At 53.3% G+C, this 13,448-nt stretch carries 13 protein-coding genes; 5 read left to right on the forward strand and 8 right to left on the reverse strand.

The window, feature by feature from the left end; all coding sequences use genetic code 11:
• Positions 1 to 14: 14 nt before the first annotated feature.
• The 6 genes from ABH909_RS28545 to ABH909_RS28570 all read right to left on the reverse strand — a co-directional run bounded on the left by ABH909_RS28545 (position 15) and on the right by ABH909_RS28570 (position 7,716).
• Complete coding sequence (locus ABH909_RS28545; RefSeq protein WP_429439624.1) at positions 15 to 284, reverse strand: hypothetical protein; 270 nt, start codon at positions 282 to 284, stop codon at positions 15 to 17.
• The gene (locus tag ABH909_RS28550) at positions 281 to 1,261 is read right to left on the reverse strand and encodes an integrase domain-containing protein (RefSeq protein ID WP_429439626.1); all 981 of its coding nucleotides are present in this window, start codon (positions 1,259 to 1,261) and stop codon (positions 281 to 283) included. Before ABH909_RS28550 ends, ABH909_RS28545 begins: the two co-directional genes overlap by 4 nt.
• Positions 1,245 to 1,598 carry a hypothetical protein gene (locus tag ABH909_RS28555; RefSeq protein ID WP_429439629.1) on the reverse strand — a complete coding sequence of 118 codons (354 nt, stop codon included), beginning with the start codon at positions 1,596 to 1,598 and terminating at the stop codon, positions 1,245 to 1,247. The genes ABH909_RS28550 and ABH909_RS28555 overlap by 17 nt, the downstream gene beginning before the upstream one ends.
• The gene (locus ABH909_RS28560; protein WP_429439631.1) at positions 1,585 to 2,991 is read right to left on the reverse strand and encodes a YfjI family protein; all 1,407 of its coding nucleotides are present in this window, start codon (positions 2,989 to 2,991) and stop codon (positions 1,585 to 1,587) included. The genes ABH909_RS28555 and ABH909_RS28560 overlap by 14 nt, the downstream gene beginning before the upstream one ends.
• 1,744 nt (positions 2,992 to 4,735) lie before the next feature.
• Positions 4,736 to 5,935, reverse strand: a complete 1,200-nt coding sequence (locus tag ABH909_RS28565) for a hypothetical protein (RefSeq protein ID WP_429439634.1) — start codon at positions 5,933 to 5,935, stop codon at positions 4,736 to 4,738.
• Entirely contained in the window at positions 5,932 to 7,716 is a 1,785-nt protein-coding gene (locus ABH909_RS28570) for a hypothetical protein (RefSeq protein ID WP_429439636.1), read from the reverse strand. The genes ABH909_RS28565 and ABH909_RS28570 overlap by 4 nt, the downstream gene beginning before the upstream one ends.
• Before the next feature lie 191 nt (positions 7,717 to 7,907).
• Between ABH909_RS28570 and istA the strand changes: the two genes are divergently transcribed.
• The 5 genes from istA (at position 7,908) to ABH909_RS28595 (ending at position 11,746) form a co-directional block, all read left to right on the forward strand.
• On the forward strand, positions 7,908 to 9,407 hold the full coding sequence (istA, locus tag ABH909_RS28575) for an IS21-like element ISPpu27 family transposase (protein ID WP_429438236.1): 1,500 nt from the start codon (positions 7,908 to 7,910) through the stop codon (positions 9,405 to 9,407).
• Positions 9,400 to 10,197 (forward strand): IS21-like element helper ATPase IstB, encoded by a 798-nt coding sequence (gene istB, locus ABH909_RS28580; RefSeq protein WP_429438237.1) that lies wholly within the window; start codon positions 9,400 to 9,402, stop codon positions 10,195 to 10,197. The genes istA and istB overlap by 8 nt, the downstream gene beginning before the upstream one ends.
• Positions 10,198 to 10,301: 104 nt before the next feature.
• Positions 10,302 to 10,721, forward strand: coding sequence for a DUF6124 family protein (locus ABH909_RS28585; RefSeq protein ID WP_429440131.1), 420 nt, complete (start codon positions 10,302 to 10,304; stop codon positions 10,719 to 10,721).
• 35 nt (positions 10,722 to 10,756) lie between these two features.
• Positions 10,757 to 11,014, forward strand: a complete 258-nt coding sequence (locus ABH909_RS28590) for a hypothetical protein (RefSeq protein WP_007900566.1) — start codon at positions 10,757 to 10,759, stop codon at positions 11,012 to 11,014.
• A gap of 363 nt (positions 11,015 to 11,377) precedes the next feature.
• Positions 11,378 to 11,746, forward strand: coding sequence for a DUF6124 family protein (locus ABH909_RS28595; RefSeq protein WP_429439639.1), 369 nt, complete (start codon positions 11,378 to 11,380; stop codon positions 11,744 to 11,746).
• A gap of 141 nt (positions 11,747 to 11,887) precedes the next feature.
• Here ABH909_RS28595 and ABH909_RS28600 read toward each other — a convergent pair whose 3' ends face one another.
• Both ABH909_RS28600 and ABH909_RS28605 read right to left on the reverse strand, forming a co-directional pair.
• On the reverse strand, positions 11,888 to 13,084 hold the full coding sequence (locus tag ABH909_RS28600; protein WP_429439642.1) for a type II toxin-antitoxin system HipA family toxin: 1,197 nt from the start codon (positions 13,082 to 13,084) through the stop codon (positions 11,888 to 11,890).
• Positions 13,084 to 13,332, reverse strand: a complete 249-nt coding sequence (locus ABH909_RS28605; RefSeq protein ID WP_032830757.1) for a helix-turn-helix transcriptional regulator — start codon at positions 13,330 to 13,332, stop codon at positions 13,084 to 13,086. The genes ABH909_RS28600 and ABH909_RS28605 overlap by 1 nt, the downstream gene beginning before the upstream one ends.
• Positions 13,333 to 13,448: the final 116 nt, after the last annotated feature.

Genomic DNA, 13,448 nt, shown 5'->3' on the forward strand with positions numbered 1-13,448 from the left:
CTTAAAAGCGTCTATCAGACAACCACGAGTTGCGCCTTTCTGCGGCGGATCAACCCTGCTGTTAATTCATAGTAATAGACGGTCGCTGGTGCTGAGCAACGCAGATAGTGCTCTAAAAACCATCTGGTGTGCTTTTCCTTCCAGGACCAGGGAGTCGCACAACTCCAGCGCTCACGAATCGCCTCATGCATCCTTTCTGCTTGCCTTATGTGCCGCTGCCGTGTGGCATGCGCGCCTTTGAGAACGGGGCTCAGAAACAATGCCATATCGAACTCGGACCTCATCGCCGACCTCCGATGTAGGCACCCACCACATCGATGCGGTTATGTCCCAACTCATGGCTGATCTGCTCTCGTGCACGCTTATCGAGTACTCGATCTTCTCGATGACCACGACCGCAATTGATAGGCGCAGGGAAGCCGGTCAGTTGCTCATAGCGCTCACAGGCGTAAGCCGCACGCAGCTCATGAAAACCTTTCAATCCATGCTCGTGCAGTAGGTCCCGTGCCGGTCGCACAACTGATTGCATAAAGTCTCTGTAGCTTTCGTCGGGTGCTAACAGGTTCCGACTGCCTGCGGGGGAGCTCTCAGTGGCCCTCTTCAGGGCAGCGCTGACTTGGTCGGTGACGGAGATCCAACGCGGCGCCGATGCCCCTGACCGCCCACCTTTGGTGCCATCCTGGATGTTGATCTTGCCCAGTCGTTGGGCCTCTCGTTGCAGCCGAGGCAGGTCCGCCAAGATCGCTTCACGCAGGCGCATACCGGTCTCCCGAGCTAAGAGCACAATGGCACTCACCCTCGATTGCTGTCGCTCTGTCAGCGCTTGCGCAATCAGCCTGACCTGCACTCGGTCTTGGCCTTGCGGTGCCTCACTACGCACGCCTGAGCGCTGCAGGCCCAGCGCCTTGCTCGGACTGGGAATTTTGACGTAATGATCACCGCGTAGCGCAGCCATCGTTCGGTTCACACTGGACAGGCGGTTCTGCGCGGTGGCGATGCCGACGTTACCCTGCTCAACCTGCTCGCGCATATGGGCGGCGTAGCGCATGAGGATGTCACGGTCGATCTGCCGCGCGTCGTTGAGCCTCGGACCTTCGTCAGATCGACACCAATTCACGAACGCCTGCCAGCGATCGCTATGGGCTTTGACGGTAGCAAAATGGCCGTCGCCAAATAGATCCTTCAGTGCTTGCGGTCCGGCATAGCTGAGCTGGCGACCAAAGCCAAAATTACGCCCCGCTCGCTTACCGACCCGAGCCATTTTCCTGCTCCTGATCGACTGCCATGAGATCATGCAAAAGGGCTCTCCAGTGCACACTCACGATAGCGAACTGGGCCCAATCAGTCGGGCGAAAACACAGCGTGTTGTCGGTGATGTAGAGATGCGCACCCTCCTCTTCTAACCACTGGATAATGGCTGTCGTCGAGGTGATAGTTTTACGGAGGGTGGCGACATCGGCGACAGCGGCGACACCCCTTGTCCTGCCTGGCTTTGAGCGTGGCGACAAAGTGGCGACACTCGCGGCGACAAACCGCGCTTTCGGCTCCTTTTGGCGCTGAGCCAGATGGTTGCGCAGCGCTTCATCAAGATTGAACATGGCGCACCTCGAAGGTGTGGCCGTCGGTGATGAGCCACTGATGATCAATCAACTCGACCAGTAGCTTGGTGGCATGGCGACTGCTCTTACGGGCAAAACGGGGACCGTTGCGGTTCAGGTCTCGAATACTGAAGCGCTTCCAATCCTTGACCTGCAGCCAGCGCAGCAGGCGGTCCGCCTCCTCCTTTACCCGGCATACCGGTTCCTGCTCGGTCAGGCGCTGGATCTCGGTGAGGTAGTAGCCGACCAAGGCAGAGGCCCGTTGGATATGGTCGACCTCCACGACACTGCTCTCCTCCACCATGGCCAAAATGCCAGCGATGCGTAGCAGGTTATCGGCGGCCTTCGATCCACTGGGTCGTACGTTGGCCAGCTCGCCAAACTCACCCAACTGGGCCTCGATGGCGTCATGCAAATCAATCCAGCGACGGCGGGCTAACGGACTGAGTGTCAGCGGTGATAGCTGCAGAGCACCATCAGGAGACAATGACCAAGACTGATGAAACAGGGCAAAGAGGCGATGGTGATAGCTCTTTAGGGCAGCGTCCTTGGACAAGTCGACAGACTGATAACTGCGCTGTCCAGCCAGGCTGGTGGGCCAGGTCATCAGGCAGCGACCGAGGATGCCTTGTCCCTGCAGCAATGGATCACTGAGTAACTGCATGGCCAAATACGGTTGGAGCATTAGGTGCAGGCTCAAGCGTCGGTCGTAGGCTCGCAAGCTTTCACCAACCATGGAGCGCGCGCGATCTATCGGACTACCGTCCCAGAGTGACGACAAGGTCGTGACCGCTTTCAAACGGTTATCCCGACTCATGGTGCTGCTACCGAGGAATTGCCCGCCTTCGTCACAGAACAGGCCCATGCTCGGCAAGTCATGACAGAGCCCTTTGATCAGGGCCTCAATGGTTGGGTCTGTGGTGATAAGTCGAGGGGCAGAGGGCTCTGCTTCGAGCGGTACGTTTATTTTGGGATCAGGTTCGGCAGGATTGATACGCTGCGCCTGTCGCTGTGCGGCACGGCACCGGGCAAGTTGTTCGCGATAGCGCTGCCACTGCTCACGCTCCCATTGCCGTGCTGGCAGCAATGCACATCGGTCTGCCGCGGTCTTGCGATCACCGGATGCGGCCACTGTGATTAGGTACAGCGACAGGGGATAGTTTCTCCCGTCGAGCTGTAAGCCTGCGTGACCCTGGGTGGCCAGTGCCGAGGCGGACAATACCGATTGTGCGGCCAGTGCCTGGGGCACGCCGATGACCTCGGCCATGCGCTCAACCGCAGGCCCAAGAATTCCACCCAACGCCTGAATCGGATAAGGCCCGGCCACGGAATTCGACTCAATCAAAGGTCGAGGTGGTCGTGGTAGTTCAAGCTTCGGATCTAACTGCTGCATGGGCCCTCTCCTCGTTCATTGCTGGTTTTCCTCACGTAGTCCCGCCACGACTGTTGAGTGTTATCAGGGATCAAGGCCCCTGCGGCCTGTGAGGTGTTCACTGACGCGGAACGAACGGCTCCTTACGACCGGGAGCAAGGGCATGAACCCATGAATCTGGCCTCCTTAGACGCATCCGAAGATGCGGGCGGGTGGAGGCTGTGCCGAGTGACGAGTTCGGGACCTAGAGATTCTGGGTGGGAGAAGGCAAAGACCTAGACACCTGGGGCATACCTGACTGTCAGTCAGGGGCAGTCCTTCCATAGGCTGCGGCACCGGTGCCTGTGTCGTTGCTGATGGCGACGAATCGGATTTGTCAGGCCGATTGTCACGAGGAGAGTTGCGGCAATGCCCTGTACGACGTGGCTTGCAGCAGTGGTACGAGCGCCCGTCTCTTTCCAAGAGAAAGAGACGGGCGCGGATTGGCGCAGCGAAGAGTGCCAAGAGGTGAGATTGCTGCAGCGCAGCGAGGTAGGTCCATCGTCTGCCGCAGTGGGCAGATCAGTCGAGTGGGCATCCATCACTCTTGGGAGTGATCGTGCGAGCCGCCGGACGCTAATCGCACTTTGGGAGAACCACCAACAAGTGGCGTAGCCTTGAATGTTCTGGCTACCTGGGCAGGTGCTGTCAACGACAGCGATCCGTGCGCCAATTTTTATACCTACTCGAAAAGTCGGTCAAGCGTCACAGGCAAAGTGGGGGAAAAGTGGCGACTGTCGCCACATTTGTCGCCATGCTCCAGGCCCCGTTCTGCATGGGTTGTCGCCGGTGTCGCCGCTGTCGCCACTTCTCTAGCCATGGCCACACGACAAGATCAGTTCTGACACTGAACTGCACCGAGCTCGATAACAATAGTGGGTAGTTTCTGACGGGCAAACGACGGCGTGACACTAATTAAATTTGAAATGGGGGGGTGGAATGGGGTGGCTTGGAGAAAAAGCGAGTAAACCCTCCGATCGGCGCGATCAAAGATCGCTGGATCGGAGGGTTTGGCGGGAAAAGCAAAATCTCAAACGTCAAATACAGCCTCAAGCATCAAAGCTGGTTGATTGGGCGTTGGCAGTTTCACGCCGCATGATCAGCGTCTGCTGCAGCCGCAGCAGAAAATCAGCCTCGAACGCTTCCTGAAAATCCCCAGGGCGATGACGCTTTCGGCTCTGCGCCAGTGCCCACCGTAGCGGAATTTATGAACCGTCAAGCCAAGTCTCCGCACAACGAACGCCGTCCTCAATCATCGGGCCGAATTCATTGCCCCATGGGGTTCGGATACCGAGATGACCTTCAGCGGAGGGGACAGAGAAGGACTCACCGACCTGTTGATGAACGCGTGAGCAGGGTTACCGGACAGATATCAGAACGCCTTGTCGAACAACACCGCGGCAGCACATCTGAAACGATGCGATACCTTACGTCTACTGCTTCAGACAAGATACTCATATAAATGACATCAATGCTGTATCCACCACTAATCTCTTTAGCGAGAGTGACACTGAAACCGTGCATGACTCCAGAGTCAAGGTTAAATCTTCCAACCTTATTCTCCAGAGAGGTTTAAAACCAAACTTACAACAGATGGACGGCAACCACAGCCTTCTAGGCTGTTCACCTACCATTCCAACCTGGCAGACAAAAATTTAGTTACATGACGGCCCTGCCGGACCATTGCATGTAATATATATTGCCAACACCTCCGCACTTGGTTTAACTATAGAGATAAAGCGAGCAAATCTTCGTCAAACCCATCCTTGATTTTTAGCCCTCTGGAGCATCGCTTATACATCATCCAATAATCTCTCAACTCTTCGCTTAATCCGGTATTTACTATTTCTATAAGACAGCTCAGCACAAAGTCCACCATTTCTGTAGACGAATGAAAAAAACCATGCCCTAAATATGACTTATTCCGAACCGTGATAAAGGAGGAGAGGGCTTGAGAGGTCGGTTCAAGAAGCAAAACGTTAAGCTTTAGAGCGCCCCAGAGGTCTTTAACACCTAAAACCTGCTTACCGTTAAGCTCATAAGAAAGAATTCGGCCACTGAAAACAGGAGTCACCTTCCCCAACCCAATCAAAATACTCAACATCAAGAACTCAAAAGATCGAAATGCAAACAATGCAGCCAAGTTAGACTCTAATGACAAATAGACTTTTGACAAAGAAAAACCATATGAAGACTGAACTAGTAAATACTTTGACAGAGCCAAACTATCATGAGAAGCCGCCTTACTCGACGAGAGAGCGATTAGCAGATTCTTACGATCCTCAATGAAGTCGCTTTTGTATTTCCCCTGCCTCCCAAGAACACGGTACTCATCCAACACGGCCTCAAACATATTTACCGCGCCACAATCCAGATGACCAAAAGATGAAATCTTGTTCACCGTCCAACTCACTAATCCACGAGCCAGTGAGTTTTCAGCCCGGGTCAATGCGCAAAAACTGCTCAGACGGTCACTCAATATAAAACAGAGCTTTTCTGCTCTACGTGAAATGCCTGATACCAAAGCTGAAGTACTTTCTATCTGAGAAATAACACCACTGCTCATACTAGGCAACAGAGTGCACTTCTCAAACTCGGATTTTAGCCTATAGCAAAGCTCAGCATCAAACCTCGTGGAAACCCCTATTTCGGTCCCAGCAATAGCATCGTACAATACAACAGGCTGAATACCAGAAAAAGCATAGTACAGCAGCCATTCTTCCAGAGTACGACGTTGCTCTCCAACATATATAATATTATTCTTATTTTTCCACCCGACAATCAACTCCTCATATATCGCCGGGCTCGACTGAATAGAAATAACAACATCGTACGCCTTATCATATATTTCTAAAGCACATTCAGCATACATATCTGCATCTTCAACACTATCCACTCCATGAAGCTGAATGATGCATATATTCACTCTATAGGATCCTCATACTCGTCAAACTCATCGGTACCACTCCCTGGAATGATATCAAGTGTCAAGCCCAAAGTTATCTTAAACGATTCTGAAGCTTTCGTTACAGAACTTGCCACATACGTATCAAGCAAGCTATCAAACTCAGTTGAAACATCTTCCCGCGCCCTGATCTTTTCCCTGTATTCCTTTTTATGCTGCTTCTGTTTGGCTTCAGCTTGTGCGAGCCGATCCTTCTCACTAGCGCTCAGAGTTTCATCTAAAGTATAGGTTTTCTTGAAGTCACGGATATATCCTTTTTCATATGACTTGAAAAAATCAGCAGGGCACTGATCACCATAAGTTTTTATCCGGCTCAAAAAGTCTTTTTCGTTTATACCCTTACCCCGGATAACACCGGCAATAACTTTTAGTGTTTTCTCCAGCCCGAGAAATGACCCAAGCAAGCTTTTCAGCGCTTTTCTAGTCTCATCAATCGTTATAATATTATCTGCACGAAACACTGCATGCTGCATGTAAGACTGTTTATAGTCGAATACATGGCGCAGCTCATGCGAGTGGGCTTCATCAAGAACCGCGACTAAAATATCATTTATCAGCGCAGGTTGAACATTGAAGATGTTCCCGATTTTTAGCAAATCGAACCAAAGGGCGAATATACCTCGTTGATACAAAGCATATTGTACGATCTTTAGCCCAGCTGCATCCATCGCGACTGCGACTTGCTCACCTAACTCACGAACAACCGCTAAAGCCTCTTTATTATCGCGGGATTTATCGATGGGGATTTGCATATAATCCAGAATCTGCTCGTAAGCCGGAGTATAAACATTTATCCCTTTCTGAGTATCCTCACATTTAACTTCGAGCTGCTTCAACTTTCGCTGAAACTCTTCAAACATCGAAGAGAATGCTGTTGCTCGAAAATAAATATCATGCAATAGAGGGACTGCGTATTTATTTACTTGCTCAGCAAGAACCTTTCTCTGTCGCGAGTTAAAAGTATCCCAATCTACGACAGGACACTCAAACGACCCCTTCTCATGTTCGACCGGATATAACGCGTCCTGCACACTATTAAGGTTCAGCCAATATTCAAGCTCGTTCGCTCCTTTTTTAAGATTTTCTCTCAGAGCTTTTTCAATAATACCTATAGAAGTTGCCGAATATTTACGTACAATATTAGTGGAATCTTTGAACTTCTTGGTATTCCACTCAACCGCAGCCAATTTTTGTCGACCATCTCCCATCTCCAGGAGGCTTGAGCAAAACTGACGACAGATTAGGCTTCCGATATTATTATCTTTCAAAAGAATATTGAAGTGCCCACCAACCGTTTCAGCAGTGCTATTCACGTCTACAAACAACTGACGAAAAACCTCAGGAATGGTTAAAACACCTTCTGACTCAAGACGATGCTGAGACTTTGGAGCATAAAGCAGACAAATAGGGATCAGTAAGTCATCTATTAGGCCATCGCGGCGCTTGTATACTTCTTGAAGCGCTTTAAGACGGTGTTGACCGTCTATGACAATTAGTCGAACACCTGGTGAATTACCTTTAGATTTCCACCCCTCAAAAATAACTTGAGATGCTCTAGCTGGGAAGCTGAATTTCTTTCCGCTCGGATCGTATGTTTCGATTATTGGAGAGTTTGCAGATTTAGAAACCTGATATGTAATCTTGAAGAGATTTCGCCCCCACTTTCGATACGCACGCGTTTTATCAGCGGAAATTTCACATGTTTCGTCTTCGTAATAACGCCCCATTTTCTTACCTTCCACCGGAGCAATCGCTACAAGCAGTGGGGGAAAGAAAAGTGCCCTGGACGAGCCACTCGGTACGCCATCTTCGTCTGAGTGTTGCCGCTGACCGAAAACTGACCCAGTAAAGGCTGTTCTGCCGACTGAAAACTGACCCAGGTGTTCAACTGCTTCTGCTCACTTTTCGAGCAGGAGAACACAGGGTGATCAGCATGGAAATGTTGGGAAAAATCCGGCGGATGTACTTCCGCGACAAGCTCTCGCTGCACCAGATAGCCAAGCGTACCGGGCTGTCGAGAAACACCATTCGAAAATGGGTCAGAGCACCCGAAGCCACTCAGCCGGCGTACCAGCGGTGTGCAACCTTCAATAAACTCAGCCCATTCCACGACACGCTGGAACAGGCGCTCAAGGCCGATTCGTTCCGGGCAAAGCACAACCGCAGAAGCGCCAAAGCACTTTTCGAGCAGATCAAAGCCGAGGGTTATGACGGCGGCTACAGCCAGCTCACGGCGTTTGTACGCGCGTGGCGCGGTGAGCAAGGCAAGTCTTTACGCGCTTTCGTACCGCTGACCTTTGCACTCGGCGAGGCCTTTCAATTCGACTGGAGCGAAGAAGGTCTGCTGATCGGCGGCCTGTTCCGACGCATCCAGGTCTCCCACATGAAGCTGTGCGCCAGTCGCGCATTTTGGTTGGTTGCGTATCCCAGCCAAGGCCACGAGATGTTGTTCGATGCCCATACCCGCTCGTTTGGCGCACTAGGTGGGGTACCGCGTCGCGGCATCTACGACAACATGAAAACCGCTGTCGACAAGGTCAACAAGGGTAAGGGCCGCACGGTCAATGCCCGGTTTGCCGTGATGTGTGCCCACTACCTGTTCGACCCGGACTTCTGCAACGTGGCCTCCGGCTGGGAAAAAGGCATCGTTGAAAAGAACGTCCAAGACAGCCGACGGCGCATCTGGCTCGATGCTCAAAACTGCATGTTCCACACCTTCGAGGAACTGAATGCCTGGCTCGGCCAACGCTGCCGTGCGCTCTGGGGTGAGCTGCTGCACCCGCAGTACAACGGGCTGACAGTGGCGGACGTCCTGGAGCTGGAACGCGCTGAATTGATGCCGATGCCGACCGCCTTTGATGGTTATGTTGAACGTACGGTAAGGGTTTCCAGCACCTGTTTGATCAGCGTGGCGCGAAATCGCTACTCGGTGCCGTGTGAGCGGGTCGGCCAGTGGGTCAGCAGCCGTCTGTATCCTTCACGGATTGTAGTCATCGCCGATGAAACGACGATTGCCAGTCACGAGCGCCTCTTTGATCGAGACCAGGTCAGCTTCGACTGGCAGCACTACATCCCGCTTATCGAGCGCAAGCCCGGAGCGCTGCGTAATGGCGCTCCGTTTGCTGATCTGCCGAAGCCGTTGCAACTGCTAAAACGCGGTCTGAGGCGTCACACCAACGGTGATCGAATCATGACGCAGGTACTGGCGGCTGTTCCCATCGCCGGGCTCGATGCCGTGTTGGTGGCGGTGGAGTTGGTACTTGAATCAGGCAGCTTGAGCGCCGACCACATCCTGAATGTCCTGGCTCGACTGACATCGACAGCAGCCCCTCCGTCCGCCGAAACCAGCCTTCAACTCAAGATAGCGCCTGTCGCCAATACGGCGCGCTACGACCGGCTCCGTACCACCGATGAGGAGACTCGCAATGCGTGATCTTATGGTGGAACTCAAAGAACTGCGTCTGCATGGCATGGCCAACGCCTGGGAAGAACTGGCTTCCCAAGGAGAAGCTTCGACGGCGTCGTCGAAATGGCTGCTCGAACATCTGCTTCAACAGGAACATGCAGATCGCGCCGTACGGTCTGTGAATCATCAGATGAACATGGCCAAACTCCCCATGCATCGTGATTTGGCAGGCTTCGACTTCAGCGCTTCCAGCGCAGACGCTCGCTTGGTCAGGGATCTGTCCAACCTGGAGTTCACAGATACCGCGCAGAATGTCGTGTTCATCGGCGGGCCTGGAACGGGCAAGACACACCTGGCCACTGCCTTGGCCGTGTCCGGGATCACGACGCATAACAAACGCGTGCGCTTCTACTCCACGGTGGATTTGGTCAACTTGCTGGAGCGCGAAAAATACGATGGAAAGGCAGGCCGAATCACCCAAGGACTGCTTCGCACAGACCTGGTGATACTCGACGAACTGGGGTATTTGCCCTTCAGCCAGAGCGGTGGCGCCCTGTTATTTCACCTGCTATCCAAGCTGTACGAGCACACCAGCGTGGTTATCACCACCAACCTCAGCTTCTCGGAATGGTCGAGTGTGTTTGGCGACGCCAAGATGACCACTGCGTTGCTGGATCGGCTGACACACCACTGCCACATCGTCGAAACGGGCAACGAGTCCTACCGACTGCAAAACAGCAGCCTGGCCACTCAGACGAAGATCAAGTCACGTGAACGAAAGCGAAAGGACGGTATCGAGGACGACGAGCCGTTTTGATCTGCACCGTAAACACCCTGCCGCATGCCGTTATGCGGTGGGGCTTGATGCCTCTTCTCACTGGGACACTGCTGCTAAGCTTATCCACAATTGCTGGGGCAAAAATCAGCAATCCGCCCTGGGTCAATTTTCAATCGGCAGGGTGGGTCAGTTTTCAATCAGCGCCGACACCACGTGGAAACCCAGCCACTCCAGAGTCGGAAACCCTAGACCTCGACCAACTCTCCAAAACCACCCAACGCGCCGTCAGCGCCCGCTTGCGCGACCCGAAACAGCCCGATCCGGTGAGCCATGTTTTCACCATCCTTCCCGACGTCGACACACCCACCCTGCTCGCTCACGCCAGCGAAACCCTGGCCTCCATGAATGTCATGACCACCGATCTGGCCGACCAGCTCGAAGGCTCGCATCGCAACGTGGCAGTGGCGATTCAGCAACTGGCCGTGCTGGCCGAGATGTTGATCAACCGAGCGCTGGATAACCTCGATTCGCCCCTGCCGGCGGTCACGCCCGCCTGCCACTGAGTGATCGCGCTCGTTGATCGAATGGAGGTTTTGTCATGGATCGATACATGCCGGTCACCGGCATCGACTGCACCATCGCGTCGCTGCTGATCGACACCGAAGCACCGCTTGATGTGCTGCATGAAACGGCGGCCTACCGCATCCGCACGGCGACTCAATTGCTGGAGAGTTTCGCTGTGAACGAAGGCGTTCACAGCGAGCTGGCGCGGGTGTTGGTGACTTCGCTGCGCGATGGCTGCGATTTGCTGGATGTGGTTGGGCGAAGGTTACAGATGCAGGTTTCGGCGTTGTAACGAACCCGGCATAGAAGTCGTTGCCGCTCCCCCAACACATAAAGGCACCTGTCGAGCATATCGCAGGTGCCTTTTTTTGGATTGAACAGCATTAGACGACTCAACAGTAGGTTTCATAATCTGTAACTTACTGTCGACTCAATGGACGCAGAGTCGCCATGCTTTCGCCCTTGTGTAGAAAAAGGATTTCTCTGACAGATTAGAACCACGTCTTCCTGGGAAATTTCCCGCAACCCGTAGCGACTTCCATGAACTGGCGAACAACGTTTCCGGCAGATAGTCTTCACGCTTCGCTGTAAACCCTGCGGACGGTTTGACAAGCCCGAAATAGCGTAAGGATCCCTAACCTCATGGAACGCCCTTATGAAAAAAATCACCCTGCATTTAGTTGAAAATACGGCCACTTCAGAGCCTGAAACCCTCGACCCCACCCAACGTCCCCAAGCCACCGAACGCGCCGTCAGCGCCCGCCGGCGCAACCCTAACAGGAACATCTTCGCCGTCCGCCCCGACGTCGACACGCTCACCCTGCTCTCTCATGCCAGCGAAACCCTGGCGTCCCTCAACGTTATGACTCTGGACTTTGCCAACCGACTCGATGGGCCACAGCGCGATGTGGCGCTGGCGCTTCAGCAGTTGACGATGCTGACCGAGCTTTTGGTCAACCGAGCGCGGGATAACCTTGATCCGAACGCGTCGGTGCCGGCGGGCAAGCCTCCCGTTTTTCACTGAGTGATCGAGCGACGACTACAAGCGCAGATTTCGGCGTAGAAAAGCAAAATGGGCGGCCTCATTGACGTCGCCCATTTTTGCTGATGCCGTCGTTGCTACATCTACAAGTCCTGAAGGCGCTATGCCGGCAGGTCTTTGTTGCTACCCAAAACTCAGTGCAAATGGCGCCGCCGCTTTTTGAATGGCACTGACCACATGAGGTGCCTGCTCTCGATACTGAGGATAGCGCCCCAGCACCACCTCCAACGCAGCCAGCAGCGTCTGGATACGCTCCTTCGGACGGGTGACTTCACACGTATGTGCAAACTCCAGCAGACCTTGTCGCGAGGCAAACATTGACTTGTTGCTCGCCAGATCCAGCGCCAATACATCCTCCGGTATATAAGCCGTGGTATTGACGATGTCATAAGCTGGCGCCAGGTGCGCATCACGTTGCGTAGGCTCCGAGTAAAGCAAGCCAAAATTCTTCAGGTGAGCGTCGCCATTTCCGACGATGCAGCTCAGCGCCACGCTATCGAAGAGTTGATCAAGGGAGGACCGCAGATGCTGCGCGGGGCAGAACAGGCGAATCGCCTTGGCGATTGCTGCATAGCTTTTGCTGTACTTCTGATCGGCTGAAAGCCCCATCAACGCTGCCATGTCCTCGAAACCAAGTGGATTAAGTTGCTCGTCTCGATCAAAACGACGCATCACAAACAACTTGGCATTGTCGGAGAGGAAAAATTCCGGGACGGGGATGCCCGCCTCCTTGGCAATGGACATGCAAAGGAACTCGTTGATCGCCAGACCTGGAAACTCGTCTCGGCCACTTTTGATGATCAAATCGGAAGTTTTCGAGGTGATTCGTGGTCGCGACTCCTGCTGCTCCGGCACCAGGACTTTCGGTTGAACACCTGAAATACCTGCACGCAGGATGTAGCGATCAAGCAGGTCTGCAAAGATATCTTCCGTGCCGTCCCACGTCAGAATCTCTTCAAGTTTTTCTCCCGCAAATGTCTGCTCCTCCAACAGAGCATCGACCGCCTCCGAGCGCACATGAACCCTGCCGATGGGTGAACTGCTACCGGACAGAGCGAGTAACAGCATGGGGTCAACGTTTACGGTTTTAGCCAGGCGATTACGTAGCTGCTCCAGCACATAGCCTTCCGGCAGGTTCATCTGGAAGATAGGGTGCAGGTCTCGTCGACGAAACTCGTCGGGGCGAACGGGCATCGTCAAGCTGATTGCCATGTTGGGTAATGCATCTTCGTCGTAGCGGAAAATGAAATCCTCCGCGCTGGTGAGGATTCGGCCGCTGCTCCCTTCGGGGGTACTGACTTTGAGCGAGGTCATTTTCATTAAAACAGCTCACCAAGTTCTTCCAGGGTTGGCATGGCTGCCGGAATGACAGCAAATTCGCAATCCAGAGCACCTAACACCCGTGCATAAGCACTCATGCTCACAGAAAGAGTGCCCTTCTCTACTGCGATGACCTTCTGCCGAGTCAGCCCGGCGAGTTCGGCGAGATTTGCCTGCGTCAGGCCACGATTCATACGTTTTTCGCGTATTTGCTTACCTAAGCGGGAGATCAACAGAGAATAATCCATGTTCATTTACCGTGACATTTATATTTAAATGTACCGTATACATAACATAATTGCGACTGCGGGGTAGTTCGCTCACTCAGAGGCTGACTGGCGGTTAAAAATTGCCTTAAAAGGCC

The sequence above is a fragment of the Pseudomonas sp. BS3782 TE3695 genome (assembly GCF_050435305.1).
GTDB lineage: Bacteria > Pseudomonadota > Gammaproteobacteria > Pseudomonadales > Pseudomonadaceae > Aquipseudomonas.